The organism is Streptomyces sp. NPDC087901, from assembly GCF_044742205.1.
Taxonomy (GTDB): Bacteria; Actinomycetota; Actinomycetes; order Streptomycetales; family Streptomycetaceae; genus Streptomyces.
Genome location: NZ_JBIUUC010000002.1, coordinates 117,975 through 137,535 on the forward strand (window position 1 = coordinate 117,975; position 19,561 = coordinate 137,535).

The following is a 19,561-nucleotide window of genomic DNA, read 5'->3' on the forward strand; positions in this document are numbered from 1 at the left end:
AGCTATGCGCGTAGAACCGGTCATGACAAGGCATCAGAGGTTAATTCCAGGAATCGTCCTGGCGAGCTCAGGGCGCGCGACCCGGAGCGCACGCCTCAGGGCACGGGCTCAGGGCGCGTGACCGGGGTACGCGCCTCAGGGCCCGAGCTCAGGGTGTGTGACGGGGCACGCGGCCGCCTGCCGCCCCGGGCTACCGCCGGCGCCTCAGTTCGCTGACCCTGAAGTCGCTGATCCGGAAGTGGCTCAGCACGGTACGGAACGCGAAGTGCCCGCCGGTGTAGGGCTCGGGGTCGCGGTAGTCGAAGACCAGCCGTCCGTTGTCCCACCACTGGACCGTCGACCCGTCCGAGACGATGCGTACGTGGTTGGGCTCGTTGGCCGTCAGGAGCGGTTCGGTGTAGTCGAGCAGGAGGGGGCGGACGCCGGCCTCGCCGACGTAGCGCCGCAGACGGGTCGTGGCGTTGTAGTTCGCGCCGTAGCCCGAGTAGTACGTCGTGAGGTAGTCGTACTCGGGGAGCGCGCCGCCGCGCCGGGTGGCGAAGATGTCGGCCGGGGAGCGTACGTCGCTCGCGTTCCAGAAGTTGTTGAGGTCGGAGACCCGGTCGTTGGCCCCGCCCGCGGAGACCGGGGTGGCGGTGTACTCCAGGAGGTAGGGACCGCGCAGCGGCTGCCTGAACCAGACCGTGGCGCCACCGGGGACGTCGATGTCCAGAACGCCGTGCGAGGCGGTGACGCTGCCACCGCTCTCCAGCTCGGCCGTCCACTGCCCGAGGCCGTGCCGGAAGGAGTCGGAGGCGATGAGCCGGCCCCGCCGGGGGTGGTGCGGGCGCGGTGCAGCGGCTGCGGTGGCCGGGGCCAGGGCCGACAGTGCGGCCGCGGCAGCCAGGGCCCCGAAGCCGCGGCGGGTCGTGGGGGTCATGAGGTGAGGTCTCCTCGGGTGCGGCGGGGGAGGGGTGGCGGACAGAGCTGAACCCTGACTGTTGAATCGTTTCGGCGCCAGTGGTGTGGGAGATCCTGCAACGGAACTGCAATACGTCGACCACGTTTCAATCGACCCCGCAGCTGTGCCCTCCCGCCGGGGCGACGTCGCACCGCAGCTGTGCCCTCCCGCCGGGGCGTCGCACCGCCGCAATACGCGGGCAACACGCGCCACTTGTGCGGCTGTCCATGATGCGGGCAGTGGTTTGACCGGGTTACGTCGTTCCGGCTACCTTGCGCGACATGCAGCGATCCACACACCTGACGACGCGAGGTCATGTCGACCTCAAGCGTGTGTGCTCCGCCGCGTGTCATCAGGACTGAGAGCACGACGCCCGCGCGTCCGGCCACCGGGGCATTCTCCCGGGTGCGGTCCCCGGATCCCCGCAGGGTGTTTCTCTCCACCGGGAGAAGCAGAGCGCCTGGCTGACCCATCGTCAGCAGGTGTCTGCCACGCCCTCCTTCGAGGAGCGCGCACCGCGTCACCCGCTGCCATCGAGGACCTGGAAGACACGTGAAGAGTCTGTCCGCGGCCGCCCGCCGCCCCAGCCCCCTGCTCCGCTCCGACATACCCTCCACCGGACCTGCCCGCCGCGTCCCGGGCACCGGATCCGTGCTCGGTGCGATCCTCGACCACGGCCCGGTCGCCCGCTCCACCGTCGCCCGCCTCACCGGTCTCTCGCCCGCCTCGGTCAGCGGGCACGTCGGTCAGCTGCTCGCCCGCGGACTGGTCAGGGAGAGTGCGGAGACCGTCGGACCGAAGGGGCTCGGCCGGCCGCACATCCCCGTCGAGATCGACACGGACCGCTTCCTGGTGGCCGGGGCGCACATCGCCGTCGCCCACTCCACCGTGTCCCTGATGGATCTGCGTGGCCGGATCGTGGCCGAGGACCGGCAGCCTCACCGCACCACGGATCCCCGTCGCATGCTCGGTGAACTCGCCGCCCGCCTGACCCGGTTGGCCGCAGAGCATGGAAGCGGACGCACGCTGCTCGCCCTGGGCTTCGCCACCGGCCACTGGGTCGACCCCGCAGCCGGCGTGATCGTGGAGCATCCGCAGCTCGGCTGGCGCGATGTGCCGGTTCGCGACATCCTCTCCGCCGCGACCGGGCTGCCGGTCCATGTGGACAGCCACTCACGGGCGTTGGCACGGGCCGAGCAGCTGTTCGGTGAGACGTCGACCCGGACCAGCACGGTCCTGCTGTTCGTCGGCGCGGTCGTGGACGCGGCCTTCGCCACCGAGGGGGCCATGCACCGGGGCCCGCGGTCGGGGGCGGGCAGCGTGGCACATCTGCCGCTCGGTGCCGGCGGGACGGGCGGCGCGGAGCCCTGCTCCTGCGGGCGGACCGGCTGCCTCCAGTCGGAGGTCTCGGAGCGTGCCATGGTGCGGCGTGCGGCCGGGCAGGGGCTGGTCGTCGGATCGTTCCCGGAGCTGCTGGAACAGGCGCTGGCCGGTGATCCGCGGGCCGTTGCGCTGTTCCGTCGCCGGGCGCGCCTGGTGGGCCGGGCCGCGGCGCTTCTGCTGGACATGTTCGACCCCGAGGTCCTCGTGGTCGTCGAGCCGGGGGTCGGCCGGATCCCGGAGTGTCTGGCCGGCCTGCGGGCGGAGGTGGCGGAACGCTCGTGGGTCTGTGACGACCCGGCGCGGGTCGTCGTGCCGAGCAGTTTCACCGGTTCGGTCCTGGCCACGGCCGGGGGCGCGGTGGCGCTCGGCGCGCTGTACGTGGACCCGCTCGGCCCCTGGCCGGCGTTGCCGGCAGTGTCCTGACGCACTGTCACCCGCCGGCCGCCCCGTCATCGACTTAATTCAGTCAGTTGCATTGTTGACCGGACGCCGGGCCGAACGGGATGATGGATTCATGACCAGCCGACAGCGGAATTCAGGGTACGCGTCCTCGACGACGCGCATCTTCCGCTCGGCCGCGCCGGCGCTTCTTTCTGTCCGGCCGCTGTGTTGCCGCCCCTGTCCGGGCCTCCGGTAAACACCTGCTGAATTCTGGCGAAGGCCTCGCGCCGCCGCGCGCCTCTCTCTGCCGTACGCCTCGCTCCGCCTTTTGGCCGTTCTCTGCACCCCAGGCATTTCTCTGCCTCCTTCCAGCTTTCCATCCAGGGAGAGACGTTGACTGTCACCGTGTCCTCATACCGGGCGCCCGCCGCTGCCACCGCGACGGGAATCGCTCCGGACCGTTTCAAGCAGGCATTCCGCCGCTATCCCGCCGGAGTGGTGGTCGTCACCGCCGACGCGGGCCACGGCCCCATCGGCTTCACCGCGACCTCGCTCAGTTCTCTCTCACTCGACCCACCGCTGGTGTCGTTCGGGATCGGGACCGGCACCTCGTCCTGGCCGCACATCGAACGGGCCGGTACCGCCGTCGTGAACTTCCTCGGCGCCGAACAGCAGTCCCTGGCCACCACCTTCGCCACCAGCGGCATCGACCGGTTCGCCGCCCCCACCCGCTGGCGCCGCCTGCCGGAAGGGGAGCCGGTGCTCGACGGGGTGGCCGGCTGGCTGCGCCTGGAGACCGAACAGATCGTCCCGGCCGGCGACCACCGCATCGTCATCGCCCGGGTGGTGGACGCACGGCTCGACGAGGGACGCAGCCCGCTGCTCTTCCACGACGGCGCCTACCACTCCCTCTGATAGCCGGCCCACTCCAAAAGACTACGGATCAGGAATTCACCATGGCACGCCACGACACATACAGGACCGTCGGCCGCAGGTCGTTTCTCGCCCTCGCCGGCGGAGCGGTCATCGGCGGTCTTGCCGCCTGCTCACCCCAGGTCAAAACAGCGGCAAGCGCCGAGCCCGCAGGAAAACTCCCCTCGGGAGCGCCGCCGCCGGGGACGAAACTCTCCATAGCCGTCCGGTCCACACAACTCCAGCTGGGTCCCGCCGGATTGCAGAAGGAACTTCCCTTCACCGTTTCGCAGTGGCCGAACCTGAATGCGGGCCCCGATATCATCCAGGGATTCCGGGCCCATTCCATCGATCTCGCGGTCAATGCCGGAATTCCGCCGATCCAGGCCCACGCCATCGGCGTCGGAGCGAAGATCGTCGCCGTGCAGGTAAAGAAACATCCCTCGTACGTCTTCGCGACGGCACCCGGCTCGGACATCAGGTCCGTGGCGGACTTCCGCGGGAAGAAGATCGGCTTCTCCCAGGGACAGGCGCAGGGCGTCGTCGTCCTGCGCGCGCTGAAGCAGGCGGGCATCGCCAACAAGGACGTCGAACTGGTCGCCCTGCCCAGCACCCAGTTCCTCACCGCCCTGCAGTCCAAGCAGGTCGATGTGGCCCCGCTGGGCGAACCGACCTTCACCAAGTACCTCACCCAGTACGAGAAGGACGGGGCGCGGGGGGTGAGGACCGACGTCGTGGACCTGCTCTCGGTCCTCTGGGCGCCCAACGAGGTGCTGAACGACCGCGCCAAGGTGGCCGCCGTCCGCAGTTTCATCCCGCTGTGGGCCCGCGGCCTGACCTGGGCCTGGGAGAACACCGACGAGTGGATCGACACGTACTACGTCAAGGACCAGGGCGTCTCCCGCGAGGACGGCAAGCGCATCGTCGCCTCGCTCCGCAAGCCGCAGTTCCCGGTCAGTTGGGACAAGGCGATCGCGTGGGAACAGGAGACCGCCGACCTGCTGGCCGAGGGCGGCTTCGTGCCGAAGCAGGACGCCGCCGAGCTGTTCGACCGCCGCTTCGAGGGGATCGCAGCCAAGGCTGTGGCCGCCCAGTACCGGGAGACGTCATGACCGAACTGCTGACGAACACCCGCACCGCAGGCCGTGCGAGTACGGCCGCCGTGCCACTGAGGAAGGGGAAGGCCGGGGAACCGGCCGGCGGGCGGCCGCACGAGACGAAATCCGCCCCGCCCTCGCCCCGCACCCCCCGCCGGCGGCTCGGCCCCGGCCGCGCCGTCCCCTTCGGGCGGCTCATCGGCCCGGTGCTGGTCATCGCCCTGTGGTGGTTCGCCTCGGCCATCGGCTACCTCGACCCGCGGATCCTGTCCGGCCCCGGCACGGTCCTGTCCACCGCATCCGATCTTCTCTCCAGCGGCCGGCTCCAGGACAACGTCCTCATCTCGCTCCAGCGCGCCGGCCTCGGCCTGTTCTTCGGGGTGACCGCCGGGGTCCTCTTCGCCGTCGCCGCCGGACTCAGCCGCACCGGCGAGTACCTGCTGGACGGGCCGCTCCAGATCAAGCGCGCCATCCCCTCGCTGGCCATGCTCCCGCTGCTGATCCTCTGGCTCGGCATCGGCGAACAGATGAAGGTCACCGTCATCGCGCTCGGCGTCGCGGTGAACATGTACATCAACACGTACGCCTCGCTGACCGGCATCGACAGCAGGTACGTCGAGCTCGCCGAGGGGCTCGACCTGAGCCGCGCGCAGTTCATCCGCAAGGTCGTCGTGCCCGGTTCGCTGCCCGGCTTCTTCGTCGGACTGCGCCTCGGCGTCACCGCGTCCTGGCTCGGACTGATCGTCGTCGAGCAGATCAACGCCACCAGTGGCATCGGCTACATGATGTTCCAGGCCCAGCAGTACGCCCAGTCCGACGTGATCATCGTGGGCCTGGTGGCCTACGGGATCTTCGGCTTCGCATCGGACGCGGCGGTCCGCGCCGTCGAGAGGAAGGTCCTGTCATGGCGACGCACTCTGGCGGGCTGACCGCCCCCCGCGAGGAGACCGGGACGACAGCGGTCGCGAAACGCCCCGCCATCCGCACCCGGAGCCTGGTCCGTCGCTTCGGCGACCGCGATGTGCTCAAGGAGCTCGATCTCACCGTCGCACCGGGCGAGTTCACCGCCCTGCTCGGCCGCAGCGGCTCCGGCAAGTCCACCCTACTGCGGGCCGTCGCCCGCCTCGACCACACCGTCGAGGGATCCGGTGAACTCACCGTCCCCGACCGGGTGTCGCTCTCGTTCCAGGACTCCCGGCTGCTGCCCTGGCTCCGGATCATCGACAACGTGATCCTCGGCCTGCGCGGCCCCAAGGCCCGCGAACGCGGCCTCACCGCACTGGCCGAGGTCGGCCTGGAGGGCCGCGGCCGGTCCTGGCCGCACGAGCTGTCCGGCGGTGAGCAGCAGCGAGCCGCGCTGGCCAGGGCCCTGGTCCGTGAACCCGAACTCCTGCTGGCGGACGAGCCGTTCGGCGCCCTGGACGCGCTGACCCGGATCAAGATGCACGACCTGCTGCGCGAACTCTACGAACGCCACCGCCCCGCGGTCCTGCTCGTCACGCACGACGTCGACGAGGCCGTGGAACTCGCCGACCGGGTGCTGGTCCTGGAGGACGGCCGGATCTCCGTCGACCTCACCATCGACCTGCCCACCCCGCGCTCCCGCCGCGATCCCCGCTTCCAGGAGTACCGCGACACGCTGCTCACCGCTCTCGGCGTGGCGCAGACCCCGACCCTTTCCGAGAAGAAGGAAACCCATGGCCCGCACGCCTGAACGCAAGCAACTGCACCTCAACGCGTTCCTCATGTCCACCGGCCATCACGAGGCGTCCTGGCGGCTGCCCGGGAGCCCGGCCGAGGCCAACTCCGACATCGAGCACTACAAGAACCTCGCCAGGATCGCCGAACGCGGCAGGCTGGACTCGCTGTTCCTCGCCGACAGCCCCGTCCTGATGGGCGACCCCGGACGCCGGCCCGCCGCCAAGCTGGAGCCCACCGTCCTGCTCACCGCGCTCGCCGGGGCCACCGAGCGCATCGGCCTCATCGCCACCGCGTCGACGAGCTACAACGAGCCGTACAACCTGGCCCGCCGGTTCGCCTCGCTGGACCATGTCTCGGGCGGCCGGGCGGGCTGGAACATCGTCACCACCGCGGGCGCCGACGCGGCCCGCAACTTCGGCCTCGACGACACCCCGCTGCACCATGAGCGCTACCGGCGCGCCGGTGAGTTCGTCGAGGTGTCCACCAAGCTCTGGGACAGCTGGGCGGACGACGCGGTGATCGCCGACAAGGAACGCGGCGTGCACGCCCTGGCCGACCGCGTCCGGAGGATCGAGCACAACGGCGAGTTCTTCCGCGTCGACGGACCGCTGAACGTACAACGTCCCCCGCAGGGTTATCCGTTGCTCGTACAGGCCGGGTCGAGCGAGGACGGCAAGGACTTCGCGGCCCGGTACGCGGAGGCGGTGTTCACCGCCCAGCAGACCCTGGAGGAAGGCATCGCCTTCTACAAGGACGTGAAGCAGCGCGCCGAGGCCATCGGCCGCAACCCGGACGGCATCAAGATCCTCCCCGGCATCGTGCCCGTCATCGGTGACACCGAGGCCGAGGCGCTGGCGCTCGACGCCGAGCTGGAGAGCCTCATCGTCCCCGAGTACGCCAAGCGGCAGCTCGCCCAGCGGCTGAAGATCGCTCCCGACGACCTGGACCTCGACGCGGAGCTTCCCGAGGACATCCCGACCGAGGACGAGATCGAGGGTGCCAAGAGCCGGTACACGCTCATCGTGGAGCTCGCCAGGCGCGAGCGCCTGACCGTGCGCCAGCTCATCGGGCGGCTCGGCGGCGGCCGCGGGCACCGCACCTTCGCCGGCACCGCCGAGCAGGTCGCCGACACCATCGAGCAGTGGTACGACAGCGGGGCCGCCGACGGCTTCAACATCATGCCCGCCGTCCTCCCCTCCGGCCTGGAGGTCTTCGTCGACCGGGTGGTGCCGATCCTCCAGGAACGCGGCCTGTTCCGCACCGAGTACACCGCGAGCACCCTGCGCGGACACTACGGGCTGCCGCGGCCCGCCAACCGGCTCTTCGAGACCGTCGACCGCAACGAGGGCCACTTCGGTATCGGTCTGGCGGAGGCCCGGTGACGGACTGTCCGAACCCGGAAGCCGGTACGCACCGGCAGCCGCCGCCCGGCTGGGCGCGGCGGCTGCTGGGCTACTGCCTGCGGCACCGCACCGATCTGCTCCTGGCCTTCGGTGCCGCCGCGCTCGCCGCCGTCGCCACCGCCACCCTGCCCCTCGTGCTGCGGCACGTGGTGGACGGGGTGGCGGCCGGTACCACCGCCTCGCTGGCTCCCTGGACCGTCCTGCTCGCCGCACTCGGCGCCGTCCGCTTCGGTGCGAGTTTCACCCGCCGCTACCGCTCGGGCCGGCTCTCCCTCGGGGTGCAGTACGACCTGCGCAACGATGCGTTCGCCGCGCTGCTCCGGCTCGGCGGCGCCCAGCAGGACGATCTGCGCACCGGTCAGGTCGTCAGCCGGTCCATCTCCGACATCACCCTCATCCAGACCCTGCTGCAGTTCCTGCCGAACCTCACAGGCAACGCGCTGATGTTCCTGTTCTCGCTGGTCTTCATGGCGGTGCTGTCACCGCTGCTGACCGTCGTGGCCCTGGTCGTCGGCCCGCTGCTCTGGCTGATCGCCCTGCGCAGCCGCCGCGATCTCTTCCCCGCCAACTGGCACGCCCAGCAGGAGGCCGCGGAAGTCGCCTCCACCGTCGAGGCGACCGTCACCGGCGTCCGCGTGGTCAAGGGCTTCGGTCAGGAGCAGCGCGAACTCGCCGGACTCGAACAGCGCGCCCGCCACCTCTTCGCCTCCCGGCTGCGCGTCGTCCGCTTCACCAGCCGCTACAACCCGGCGCTCCAGGCGGTCCCCGCACTGGGCCAGGTCGCCGTCCTCGCTCTCGGCGGCTGGATGGCCCTGCACGGCCGGATCTCCCTCGGCACCTTCCTCGCGTTCACCACCTACCTCGGCTCCTTCGTCACCCCCGTGCGGCAGGTGGCGACCCTGCTCACCGTCTGGCAGCAGGCACGGGCCGGCGCGGAACGCGTGCTGGAGGTCGTCGACGAGGCGCCGGTCATCACCGACGCCCCCCACGCCGGGCAACTGCCGGACGAACCCCCGGCCATCGGCTGGCACGACGTCACCTTCGGCTACGGCGAAGGCGCCCCGCTCCTGAACGGCTTCACCCTGGACATCCGCCCCGGCGAGACCCTCGCCCTGATCGGTCCGGCCGGCTCCGGCAAGTCCACCGCGGCAGCCCTGCTGCCGCGCTTCTACGACGTACCGTCCGGATCGGTACGGGTGGGCGGCCACGACGTCCGCGATCTCGCCCTCGCCTCTCTCCGCTCCCGGATCGGCTACGTCTTCGAGGAGAGCCTCCTGCTTTCCGACACCGTGCGCGCCAACATCGCCTACGGGGTGCCGGACGCCACCGACGCGCAGATCCGCGCGGCGGCCCGGATCGCCTGCGCCGACGAGTTCATCGAACGGCTTCCCCGGGGGTACGACACCGTCGTCGGCGAACAGGGCCTCACGCTCTCCGGCGGCCAGCGCCAGCGCATGGCGCTCGCCCGCGCCCTGATCGGCGACCCGGCCGTCCTCGTCCTGGACGACGCCACCTCGGCCATCGACGCCCGGGTGGAGGCGGAGATCCACCACCGGCTGCGCCAGGACGACCGGCGTCGCACCACCCTGATCGTCGCGCACCGCAGATCGACGCTGGAACTCGCCGACCGCGTCGCGGTTCTCGACGGCGGCCGCGTCACGGACACCGGCACACCGGACGAACTCCTGGCCGGATCCGCCCTGTTCCGCGAACTCCTCTCGACGGACGACAGCCTCGACGACACCGCCGCCCCGGACCCCGGCACCGCCACCGGCTGCCCCACCCCGCACCTGTGGCTGCGTTCCGAGGGGAGCGACGACGAACAGCTGGAAGGGACCGCGGTGCGGGCCGCGCAGGCGCTCGCCGAGGCCGCGGCCACCTCGGGCCCGGGACGCGCCGGCCCCGGCGGCGGGGTGCTCGGCTCGGCACCGCCGAGCCCCGAACTCATCGCAGGACTGGCCAGACTTCCGCTGCCCGCGGCCGACCCCCAGGTGCCCACCGACCAGGCCGTCGCCTCCGAGGCCGACTTCGGCCTCGCCGCCCTGCTAAGGCCCTTCCGGCTGCCGCTCCTCCTCGGCCTGCTGCTCGTCGCGCTCGACGCCGGCGCGCAGATCACGGTGCCGGTCCTCGTCCGCCACGGCATCGACCAGGGCGTGGCCCACCACGCCGGGCACGTCCTGCTCGCCGCGGCAGCGGCCGCGGCCCTGGTGGTCGCCGCGAACTGGCTGATCGGGGTGGCCCAGGTCCGCACCACCGGACGCACCGGTGAACGGCTCCTCTACACCCTGCGGGTGAAGACGTTCGCCCAGCTCCAGCGGCTCGGCCTGGACTACTACGAGCGCGAGCTCGGCGGCCGGATCATGACCCGGATGACGACCGACGTCGATGCCCTGTCGAACTTCCTCCAGACCGGTCTGATCACCGCCGTGGTCAGTCTGCTGACGGTCCTCGGCGTCCTGGTCACCCTGCTGGTGATCGACGCGGAACTGGCCCTCGTCCTGCTCGCCGCACTGCCGCTGCTGATCCTGGCCACCGCGGTCTTCCGCCACTACTCCGTCCCCGCCTATCGCGAGGCCCGGGAACGGATCAGCGCAGTCAACGCCTGCCTCCAGGAGAACGTCACCGCGATCCGCGTCACCCAGGCCTTCCGCCGCGAAAGCCGCAACGCCGCCGACTTCGCCGAACTCGCCTGGTCCTTCCGGGACTCCCGGCTGCGCGCCCAGCGCTACATGGGCACGTTCTTCCCGTTCGTCGAGTTCCTGGGCACGCTGTCCTCGGCAGCCGTGCTCACCGTCGGCGCCGGGCAGGTCCGCTCGGGCGAGCTGAGCGCGGGCACGCTCATCGCGTTCCTCCTCTACGTCGAGCTGTTCTTCTCGCCGATCCAGCAGCTCTCGCAGGTCTTCGACGGCTATCAGCAGGCCGTCGTCGGCCTCGGCCGGCTCCGCAGCCTGATGCGCACCCCCACGGGCACCCCGCCCGCGAAGGACGCCCGGCCGGTGCCGGCGCTGCGCGGCGAGGTCGAGTTCGACTCGGTCTCCTTCGGGTACGCGGGCGGCGGCGGCCAGGAGGTCCTGCACGAGGTCTCCCTGCGCATCGCGCCGGGCGAGACCGTCGCCCTGGTCGGTGCGACCGGGGCGGGGAAGTCCACCGTCGTGAAGCTCCTCGCCCGGTTCTACGATCCCTCCGCGGGCACGGTCCGGGTGGACGGGCACGATCTGCGCGACCTCGACCTGCCCGGCTTCCGCCGCCGCCTGGGCGTCGTTCCGCAGGAGGCCCATCTGTTCAGCGGCACCGTCCGCGACGCCATCGCCTACGGGCGCCCCGACGCCACCGACACCGAGGTGGAGCTGGCGGCCCGCGCGGTCGGGGCGCACGAGATGGTCGCCGGGCTGCGGCTCGGCTATCTCCAGCCGGTGGGGGAGCGGGGCCGGAACCTCTCCGCCGGGCAGCGCCAGCTCCTGGCCCTGGCCCGGGCCGAACTCGTCGACCCCGACGTCCTGTTGCTGGACGAGGCGACGGCCTCGCTGGACCTGGCCACCGAGCGCAGGGTGGCCGCGGCGACGGAGGTGCTGGCCCGGCGCCGTACCACCGTCGTCGTCGCCCACCGGCTCACCACGGCGGTCCGCGCCGACCGGGTGGTGGTACTCGACGCGGGAACCGTCGTCGAGACCGGCACCCACACCGAACTGCTCGCCGCCCACGGCCCGTACCGGCGGCTGTGGGACGCCTTCCGGGAGACCGGTCACGCGACACCGGTCGACCACCTGAATGTCAGTGAACTCGTCAAGGAGAACGCAGGATGACGGAGTACCGCGATTTCGGCCGCACGGGCGTCAAGGTCAGCCCACTGTGCCTGGGCACCATGATGTTCGGCGCCCGGGGCAACCCGGACCATGACGACAGCATCCGGATCATCCACCACGCCCTGGACTCCGGCATCAACTTCGTCGACACCGCCGACGTCTACTCCGCAGGTGAGTCGGAGACCATCGTCGGCAAGGCCCTGGCCGGCGGGCGCCGCGACAACGTCGTGCTCGCCACCAAGTTCCACGGCAGCCTCGGCACCGACCCCAATGAGCAGGGGAACTCCCGCCGTTGGATCATCCGGGAGGTGGAGAACAGTCTCCGCCGGCTCGGCACCGACTGGATCGACCTCTACCAGGTGCACCGCCCCGAGCCCGGCACCGACTTCGACGAGACCCTCGGCGCCCTCTCCGACCTGGTCCACCAGGGGAAGATCCGCTACATCGGCACGTCGACCTTCGAACCGTCCGCCATCGTCGAGGGCCAGTGGATCGCGGAGCGCCGCGGCCGCGAACGCGTCGTCGCCGAGCAGCCTCCGTACTCACTGCTGGCACGCGGCATCGAGCGCGAAGTGCTGCCCACGGCCCAGCGGTACGATCTCGCGGTTCTCTCCTGGAGCCCCCTGGCCGGCGGCTGGCTCTCCGGCCGCTACCGCAAGGGCGCCGACCAGCCCGCATCCAGCCGGGCCGAGCGGCAGGCCGACCGTTTCGACATCGCCTCCACGGAGAACACCGCCAAGCTCGACGCCGCCGAGGCGCTCGCCCAGCTGGCCGACGAGGCCGGACTCACGCTCGTCCAACTGGCCCTCGCCTTCGTGCTGGAGCACCCGGCGGTCACCTCCGCGATCATCGGCCCGCGGACCCTGGAGCAGCTGACGAGCCAGCTCGGCGCGGACCGGGTACGGCTGAGCCAGGACGTCCTCGACCGGATCGACAAGATCGTCCCGCCGGGCACCAACCTGTCGTCCCGTGACGCCGGTTACCACCCGGCAGAACTCACCGACCCGGCGCTGCGCCGCCGTTCGCACCCGGTCGGATAGTTCAGGACACCGGCACGCGGTCCAGGAACCCGCTGACCGAGCTGATCCGCCCGTCGTCGGCGAGAGTGATCACGTCCGAACCGGCGACGGGCGCCGAGCCGTCGGCCGCCGCCACCAGCTCCCAGCCGAAGCGAGCGAGGGCATGGTGCCCGTCCACCGCCCCGGCCGGCCGGAACGTGAATCCGGGGAACTGCTGCTGCGCGCCGCTGATCGCGGCCGCCAGGGCCTCGTGTCCCCGCACGTCGGCCAGCGGGTCGGTGTAGGTGGCGTCCTCGGTGAAGGCAGCGGCGACGGCCTTCTCCAGCTCCTCGGGGGTGGCGGCGTTCCAGGCGTCGAAGTAGCGCTGGACGGCGTCGTCGTAAGCGGTCATCGTGCGGTCCTCTCATCGGGCCCCGGCCGATGGGCCGGGAGCGCTGTGCTCGTGAGGAACACGATGTCCGAGGGGGCGGACGGCGTCGATTACCTCCGGGGTAAGCGCGGCCGGGGGCGGTCCCGGCCGGGGTCAGCGCCGGTGCTCGTCCAGGAAGCGCATGAGGGCGCTGTTGACCTCCTCGGCATGGGTCCAGCCGATGTTGTGCGGCCCGTCCGGGATCTCCACGAGGCGGCTGTCGCGGATGAGGTCGGGCAGTCTGCGGCCGGTCGAGTCGATCGGCAGGATGCGGTCCTGGTCGCCCTGCACGACGAGTGTGGGCACGTCGTTCTTCGGCAGGTCCTCACGGAAGTCCGTCAGCCACGTGGGTACGCACGCGAGCGTGGCGTGGGCAGCCGCGCCGGCCGCCACGGTCCACTGGGAGCGCAGTGCCTGGTCGCTGATCCGCGTGCCGCCGAGCGCGTCGGTGTTGTTGAAGGCGTCGAGGAAGTCCGTCAGATAGGCGGGCCGGTCCGCCACGATGGCGCTCATGATGCCGTCGAAGACGCCCTGGTCGACGCCGGCCGGGTTGTCGTCCGTCTTCAGCAGGAACGGCGGGATCGGTGCCACCAGCACCGCCAGACCGACCCGGCGCGAGCCGTGGTTGCCGAGGTAGCGGGTGACCTCGCCGGTCCCCATGGAGAACCCGACCAGCACGGCGTCCTGGAGGTCGAGCTTCTCCATCACCGCGTTCAGGTCCGCCGCGAAGGTGTCGTAGTCGTAGCCGTCCGTGGGCCGGTCGGACCGCCCGAAGCCGCGCCGGTCGTACGTGATGACGCGGTACCCGGCTGCGAGCAGGACCGGCAGCTGCTTCTCCCACGACGCGCCGTTCAGCGGGAATCCGTGGATGAGGACGACGGGCCTGCCGGTCCCGTGGTCCTCGTAGTACAGCTCGATGCCGGCGGAGTTCTCCTGCCCGACGGTGATGTACGGCATGTGTCTCTCCCATGTGGTGGAGTGATTCTGCGGATTTCCTGCGGATTTCTGCGGATTCCTGCGGTGGTGCGGCTGAAGGGGCGGGGGCACAGCGGCACCCGGTGCCGAGGACCGAGAGTGTGAGGCGCCGCAGATCCTGGCCGCGGTGAGGGGCGCGAGGCGCCGCAGTTCCCGGCCGTGGCGGGACTTCTCCCGCCTCTACACCTGGCCGTCCGGAATGACGTGCATGGCCGCCTCCTCGGCGGACGCCGCCGCCCCGTCGATCCCGACGTCCTCGCCCGCCATGCTGTCCGGTTCGTTCAGGTCCAGCTCCCGGGTGAGCCGGCCGGCGCGTACGCCCCCGACCTCCGAGTCCCAGGGCTCGCCGTCCCCGTCGGACACGTCGCCCACGCCGTCTCCGGGCGGATCGCCGTTCTCGGGCAGCTCCCGGGCCAGCCGGCCGTCCAGCGTCTCCCCGCTGAGCTGCTCGGACCCGGTGGTGCCCAGGTCCTCCACGGCCCACGGACGCTCGGGAGGCGAGTACCCCTCGTCCAGGACATCGGCGAGCTGCCGGTTGTCGAGGGTGTCCGCCGTGTCGAGCTGCTCGACGGGGTCGGAGGCCTCCGGCTGCTGGGGCTGGTACACATCGTCGCCCCGGTCGGCACCTTCCATGACGCTTCCCTTCCCGGTTCGGGGATCCCGGTCATGCCTGCCGTACGACGCGGGAGCAATAGGGCATATCCACCCGATTGCCATCAAACTTCCCATACCCCTTCAGGATAGGCGGCCAGGGCCTGGGCCCGCACCGTGCGGGCGTGCACGGTGCGGGGGCGGCCGGTGTGCGGGACGATGGAAGGTGCAGGCCGGCCCGCGTACGCCGCACGAGCGGAGCCCTTCGCGCAGGCCGGACCGCACAGTCCGTCCGAAGGCCGTCATGGGGAGGCCGTCATGGATTATCCGGAGAGCTATCAGCTGGTGTTTCAGTCGTCGGCCGTCGAGGACGACACGGTGATCGTCCGGCGGACCGCACAGTCCGGGGCGGGCGGATACCCGGTCTACGAGGACGAGACCGGCATCGTCCGCGCGGAGATCAGTGAGCGCGGAGAGGTGCGCATGCTCGCCAGTGGCGGGCACCAGCTCCTCGGTACGCCGCTGGTGGTGCCGGAACCGACCGCCTGAGCGGGCCGGGCCGCCCCCACTCCCGTGGTGACCGCCCCGGGAGTATGGGCGCATGACCGAACCGCTTCCGCTCCCGCTCGCGGGCATCACCGTCGTCAGCCTGGAACAGGCCGTCGCGGCGCCCTTCGCCACCCGTCAGCTGGCCGACCTCGGCGCCCGCGTCATCAAGGTCGAGCGCCGAGGCGGCGGCGACTTCGCCCGCCGCTACGACACCACCGTGCACGGCCAGGCCAGCTATTTCGTCTGGCTCAACCGCTCCAAGGAATCCCTGACCCTGGACCTCAAGGAACCCGAGGGCTGCGAGATCCTCCATGAACTCATCGCCGGAGCCGATGTGTTCGTGCAGAATCTCGCCCCCGGGGCGGCGGACCGGATGGGCTTCGGCTCGGCCGCCCTCCAGGCCAGGTACCCCTCCCTCATCACCTGCACGGTCAGCGGCTACGGCACGAGCGGATCGTGGTCCGGCCGCAAGGCGTACGACCTTCTGGTGCAGTGCCAGACCGGTCTGCTGTCGATCACGGGCTCGCCCGACGAACCGGCGCGCTCGGGCATCTCCGTCGCGGACATCGCCGGAGGCATGTACGCCTACAGCGGCATCCTGTCCGCCCTCTTCACCCGGGCCACCACCGGCCGGGCCCTCACGGTCGAGGTCTCCCTCTTCGACGCTCTCGCCGAGTGGATGAGCCAGCCCGCGTACTACACGCGCTACGGCGGCACCCAGCCGCCGCGGATCGGCGCGCAGCACGCCACGATCGCACCGTACGGCCCCTTCACCGCCGCCGACGGCAAGGACGTGATGCTCTCCATCCAGAACGAGCGGGAGTGGGACGCCCTGTGCGTCACCGTGCTCGGCCTGCCCGCGCTCGTCGACGATCCCCGGTTCGTCACGGGCCCGGACCGGGTCGCCCACCGCGAGGAGCTCAACGCCATCGTCGCCGAACGGTTCGCGGACCTCGGAAGCGAGGACGCCATGGAGCTCCTGGACCGGGCGGCCATCGCCAACGCCGGCGTGAACTCCGTCGCGGAGTTCCTCGACCACCCCGCGCTCACCGAGCGCGACCGCTGGCGCGATATCTCGGTGCCCGGCGCCCCCGGCCCCGTGCAGGCGCTCCTGCCGCCGGTGGATCTCGGCGGGGTCGGTCCGCGGATGGACCCGGTCCCGGCGGCGGGCCGGGACACCGGGCGGATCCTCGCCGAGCTGGGCCGCAGCGCCTCGGACATCGAGGGGCTGTGCGCCCGGGGCGTCGTGGAGGTCGCGGATCCTTATCACGCAGACACGTCCGACCACATCGTGCCGACGCAGGACAATTCGTCTTGAGCCGTCCAACACTTGGTCGAAATTTTGCCCCTGATGGGCTGCATCCGGGGGACACCAGGCACACTCGACCTGTAGGAATCTCGCCACGAAGAGGATCACGCATGATCACGTTGAAGAAGGAAGACGGCCCGGCGGATCTGGACGGGGTGACCCACCTGTCCATCGGGGTGTCATGGGACCCCACCGTCGGCGCCAGTGGCGGCCTGATGGGGAAGCTTCGCCAGAAGAAGGGCACCGACCTCGACCTGATCGCCATCGCGATGCAGGGCGCGGAGCCCGTACGTCTGGCCGGCCTCGACTCCCTCGACCCGCTGGGCAACGGTTCGCTGGCTCACAGCGGCGACAACCAGACCGGGCACGGTGACGGTGACGACGAGACCGTGACCGTCGACTTCGCCAGGGTGCCGGGCAACATCACGTCCGTCGTCTTCATCGCCGCCGCGTACAAGAAGCACAGCTCCTTCCAGAGCGCGCGCAACATCAGCTTCAAGGTGTACGACGCGACGGGTGGCACCACCCAGCAGGTGGCGGACATCTGGCCGAGCCTGCTCAGCAACGACAACGGCTGCGCCGTGGCCAAGGCGTTCCGCGTCGGCGGGAGCTGGAAGCTCGAGGTGATCAACGAGACGGGGAAGATCAAGCAGGGCGACGAGCAGGCCCTGATGCGCTTCGCGGTCAGCAAGTAGCCGGTAGCGAGTAGCCGGCAGCAGGCGGCACGGCGCGAGCGCCCCGCCCCGGCCCGTACACGCGGCAGTCACTCGACCCGCCGCGTACGGGCCGGGGCCGTCGCGTTCCCGGCCGCCAGCGGTGAACGCGCCAGTTCCACGCAGCCCACGGCGATCAGGCAGAGCGCCAGCAGCTCGGGGAGCAGCCACCAGCCGGTGCGCAGCTCCTCGCCGAACAGGGTCACCCCGTACAGGACGCTGATCAGGGCGTCACCCAGGGTCAGGCACGGCTGGACCGCGACGAGCGTGCCGGCCTGCAGCGCGTTCTGGAGGAGGAACAGCGCGCCGACGCCCGCCGCGGCGGTGGCGTAGAGCTGCCACGACGAGAAGAGCGCGGCCGCCCCGCCGCCGTCGTCGAGCCGCGCCATGGCGTCCTTCATCAGGGCGGCGGTAAGCGCGTACGCGCAGGCGGCGGCCAGGCCCAGCAGCGCCGCCCTGGGATTGCCGCGGGTGGCCAGGGCGCCTCCGATCAGAGCCGCCTCGAACAGGCCCGTCAGGATCAGGGCGGGAACCCACGCCGCCCCGTGAACCGTGGCGCTGCCCCCTTCGGGAGCGGCCGACGCCATGCCGAGGGCCAGACCGGACGTCACGGCGGCCACCCCGAACCACACCGGCCGGGGCAGCCTCACCCGCATCATGAAGCCGGCCATCAGGAGTGTCGCCGGCAGCTCGATCACGAAGATCGGCTGCACCACCGCGATCGGCCCGGTGGCCAGCGCCACGGCCTGGCACACGGCGGCGACGATCACCAGGCCGATGCCGGCCAGCCACACTTTCTGGCGCAGCAGATGGCCGATCAGTGACAGGCGCATCGCCTTGCTGTCCGGGGCGGTGAGGGCGGCGCGGCGCTGGAGGACGGAGGCCGCGCCGTTGCTGAGCGCGGTGAGGATGGCGAACAGGACGCTGATCACCGGTCCATGATGCGGGTGCCCGGCGTGCGATCCGGGGTCCCGCCGCCGGTCGGCATGGCGGAAGACGTCATGTTCACCAGCAGCTGTCCCCATCAGGACCGAACCTGACCGCATGGCCGCGTAGCGTGCCCTTCATGGCCGTGAAGAAGAAGACCTCTGCCGCCGCCGTCCCGCCCGCCGTGCTCTCACCGCAGGCGCTGGGGCGCGCGACCCTGGAGCGCCAACTCCTGCTCCGTCGTGCCACGATGAGCGCCGAGGACGCCGTCCGCCACCTCGTCGGCCTCCAGGCGCAGAACACCAGGCCGCCGTACTACCAGCTCCTCGCCCGGCTGGAGGGCTTCGAGCCGGCCGAGCTCGCCTCGCTGATGGAGTCGCGCGAGGTCGTCCGTATCGTCACCCTGCGCTCCACGATCCACACCCACACGGCCGACGACGCCCTGACTCTGCGTCCGCTCGTGCAGGAGGCCCGCGACCGGGAGCTCAGGATCTTCAGCAAGGGGCTCGTGGGAGTGGAGCTGGACCGGCTCCGCGACCTCAGCAGGGCGTACGTCGAGGAGACGCCCCGTACCCCGAAGGAGATCCGCGAAAGGCTGCTCGTCGAGTGGCCCGACGCGGACCCGCAGGCGCTGAGCACGGCCGCCCGCTGCCTGCTGCCGCTCGTCCAGGTCACCCCGCGCGGGGTGTGGGGGAAGAGCGGCCAGGTCGCACTGACCACCGCGGAGCACTGGCTAGGCAGACCCTCCGAGCCGGCTCCGGCGCCCGATGCCACGGTGCTGCGCTATCTCGCCGCCTTCGGACCGGCGTCCGTCAAGGACATGCAGTCGTGGGCCGGGCTGACCCGGATGCGCGAGGTCTTCGAACGGCTCCGCCCGAACCTGGTCACCTTCCGGGACGAGAACGGCGCCGAACTCTTCGATCTGCCCGACGCGCCGCGCCCCGACGAGGACACCCCCGCCCCGCCGCGCTTTCTGCCCGAGTTCGACAACGTCCTGCTCGGGCACGCGGACCGGTCCCGTGTGATCCCGCCCCGTTTCAAGGGACGCAACGGGGTGGGCAACCAGGCGTACGGCAGCCTGTTGGTCGACGGATTCCTCGCCGCGATCTGGCGGCCGGAGTCCGACGGAGGCGGCGCGCCGACGACCGTCACCGTGCAGGAGTTGCGTCCGTTCACCGCGGCCGAGCGGGACGCCGTCACGGACGAGGCCGTGGCCATGCTCGCCGTGATGACGAAGGCCGCCACCGACGGCAACGGCTACGACGTCCGGTTCGCCTCGTTCATCGACTTCGACGGGTGAACGGGGCGCCGCCCCCGGCAGCAACGAGGCTCGTGGCACCCGTGCCGGTACCGGGCCGGGACCGGATCGAAAAGGATCGGACCGGACCGGATCAGGTCTGACCCGAACTGACCCGAACTGTTCCGGGCCGATCCGAACTGATCCGAGCC

Annotated in this window: 17 protein-coding genes; 12 read left to right on the plus strand and 5 right to left on the minus strand. The window is 71.1% G+C overall.

Features of this window, described 5'->3' with window-relative positions:
- Positions 1 to 190: 190 nt before the first annotated feature.
- Positions 191 to 919 carry a DUF6250 domain-containing protein gene (locus ACIOEW_RS06095; RefSeq protein WP_362546656.1) on the minus strand — a complete coding sequence of 243 codons (729 nt, stop codon included), beginning with the start codon at positions 917 to 919 and terminating at the stop codon, positions 191 to 193.
- A gap of 573 nt (positions 920 to 1,492) precedes the next feature.
- Between ACIOEW_RS06095 and ACIOEW_RS06100 the strand changes: the two genes are divergently transcribed.
- The 8 genes from ACIOEW_RS06100 to ACIOEW_RS06135 all read left to right on the plus strand — a co-directional run bounded on the left by ACIOEW_RS06100 (position 1,493) and on the right by ACIOEW_RS06135 (position 12,660).
- Positions 1,493 to 2,746, plus strand: coding sequence for an ROK family transcriptional regulator (locus tag ACIOEW_RS06100; RefSeq protein ID WP_362546653.1), 1,254 nt, complete (start codon positions 1,493 to 1,495; stop codon positions 2,744 to 2,746).
- Positions 2,747 to 3,097: 351 nt separating this feature from the next.
- Entirely contained in the window at positions 3,098 to 3,619 is a 522-nt protein-coding gene (locus tag ACIOEW_RS06105) for a flavin reductase family protein (protein ID WP_401961750.1), read from the plus strand.
- Between the two features lie 41 nt (positions 3,620 to 3,660).
- Positions 3,661 to 4,728 carry an ABC transporter substrate-binding protein gene (locus ACIOEW_RS06110; RefSeq protein WP_401961751.1) on the plus strand — a complete coding sequence of 356 codons (1,068 nt, stop codon included), beginning with the start codon at positions 3,661 to 3,663 and terminating at the stop codon, positions 4,726 to 4,728.
- Positions 4,725 to 5,642: an ABC transporter permease gene (locus tag ACIOEW_RS06115; RefSeq protein ID WP_401961754.1), complete on the plus strand. Its 918-nt coding sequence runs from the start codon at positions 4,725 to 4,727 to the stop codon at positions 5,640 to 5,642. Before ACIOEW_RS06110 ends, ACIOEW_RS06115 begins: the two co-directional genes overlap by 4 nt.
- The gene (locus tag ACIOEW_RS06120; RefSeq protein WP_401961756.1) at positions 5,618 to 6,427 is read left to right on the plus strand and encodes an ABC transporter ATP-binding protein; all 810 of its coding nucleotides are present in this window, start codon (positions 5,618 to 5,620) and stop codon (positions 6,425 to 6,427) included. The genes ACIOEW_RS06115 and ACIOEW_RS06120 overlap by 25 nt, the downstream gene beginning before the upstream one ends.
- On the plus strand, positions 6,411 to 7,796 hold the full coding sequence (locus tag ACIOEW_RS06125; protein WP_401961758.1) for an LLM class flavin-dependent oxidoreductase: 1,386 nt from the start codon (positions 6,411 to 6,413) through the stop codon (positions 7,794 to 7,796). The genes ACIOEW_RS06120 and ACIOEW_RS06125 overlap by 17 nt, the downstream gene beginning before the upstream one ends.
- Entirely contained in the window at positions 7,793 to 11,620 is a 3,828-nt protein-coding gene (locus ACIOEW_RS06130) for an ABC transporter ATP-binding protein (RefSeq protein ID WP_401961761.1), read from the plus strand. Before ACIOEW_RS06125 ends, ACIOEW_RS06130 begins: the two co-directional genes overlap by 4 nt.
- Positions 11,617 to 12,660, plus strand: coding sequence for an aldo/keto reductase (locus tag ACIOEW_RS06135; protein WP_401961763.1), 1,044 nt, complete (start codon positions 11,617 to 11,619; stop codon positions 12,658 to 12,660). The genes ACIOEW_RS06130 and ACIOEW_RS06135 overlap by 4 nt, the downstream gene beginning before the upstream one ends.
- Position 12,661: 1 nt before the next feature.
- Here ACIOEW_RS06135 and ACIOEW_RS06140 read toward each other — a convergent pair whose 3' ends face one another.
- The 3 genes from ACIOEW_RS06140 to ACIOEW_RS06150 form a co-directional block, all read right to left on the minus strand.
- A complete protein-coding gene (locus tag ACIOEW_RS06140; RefSeq protein ID WP_362546630.1) occupies positions 12,662 to 13,030 on the minus strand; it encodes a nuclear transport factor 2 family protein in 369 nt (122 codons plus the stop codon).
- A 132-nt stretch (positions 13,031 to 13,162) separates the two neighbouring features.
- Positions 13,163 to 14,005 (minus strand): alpha/beta fold hydrolase, encoded by an 843-nt coding sequence (locus ACIOEW_RS06145; protein WP_401961766.1) that lies wholly within the window; start codon positions 14,003 to 14,005, stop codon positions 13,163 to 13,165.
- A 198-nt stretch (positions 14,006 to 14,203) separates the two neighbouring features.
- Positions 14,204 to 14,656 carry a DUF5709 domain-containing protein gene (locus tag ACIOEW_RS06150; protein ID WP_362546624.1) on the minus strand — a complete coding sequence of 151 codons (453 nt, stop codon included), beginning with the start codon at positions 14,654 to 14,656 and terminating at the stop codon, positions 14,204 to 14,206.
- 276 nt (positions 14,657 to 14,932) lie between these two features.
- Between ACIOEW_RS06150 and ACIOEW_RS06155 the strand changes: the two genes are divergently transcribed.
- The 3 genes from ACIOEW_RS06155 to ACIOEW_RS06165 all read left to right on the plus strand — a co-directional run bounded on the left by ACIOEW_RS06155 (position 14,933) and on the right by ACIOEW_RS06165 (position 17,167).
- Entirely contained in the window at positions 14,933 to 15,163 is a 231-nt protein-coding gene (locus tag ACIOEW_RS06155; protein ID WP_362546621.1) for a DUF6296 family protein, read from the plus strand.
- A 52-nt stretch (positions 15,164 to 15,215) separates the two neighbouring features.
- Complete coding sequence (locus ACIOEW_RS06160; protein WP_401961769.1) at positions 15,216 to 16,481, plus strand: CaiB/BaiF CoA transferase family protein; 1,266 nt, start codon at positions 15,216 to 15,218, stop codon at positions 16,479 to 16,481.
- A 101-nt stretch (positions 16,482 to 16,582) separates the two neighbouring features.
- Positions 16,583 to 17,167, plus strand: a complete 585-nt coding sequence (locus ACIOEW_RS06165) for a TerD family protein (RefSeq protein ID WP_362549205.1) — start codon at positions 16,583 to 16,585, stop codon at positions 17,165 to 17,167.
- Positions 17,168 to 17,235: 68 nt separating this feature from the next.
- On the opposite strand, the gene ACIOEW_RS06170 is transcribed toward ACIOEW_RS06165, so the two are convergent.
- Positions 17,236 to 18,117, minus strand: a complete 882-nt coding sequence (locus ACIOEW_RS06170) for a DMT family transporter (RefSeq protein WP_401961772.1) — start codon at positions 18,115 to 18,117, stop codon at positions 17,236 to 17,238.
- A gap of 134 nt (positions 18,118 to 18,251) precedes the next feature.
- Here ACIOEW_RS06170 and ACIOEW_RS06175 point away from each other — a divergent pair, with 134 nt between their 5' ends.
- A complete protein-coding gene (locus tag ACIOEW_RS06175) occupies positions 18,252 to 19,412 on the plus strand; it encodes a winged helix DNA-binding domain-containing protein (protein ID WP_401961774.1) in 1,161 nt (386 codons plus the stop codon).
- The last annotated feature ends 149 nt before the right edge of the window (positions 19,413 to 19,561 follow it).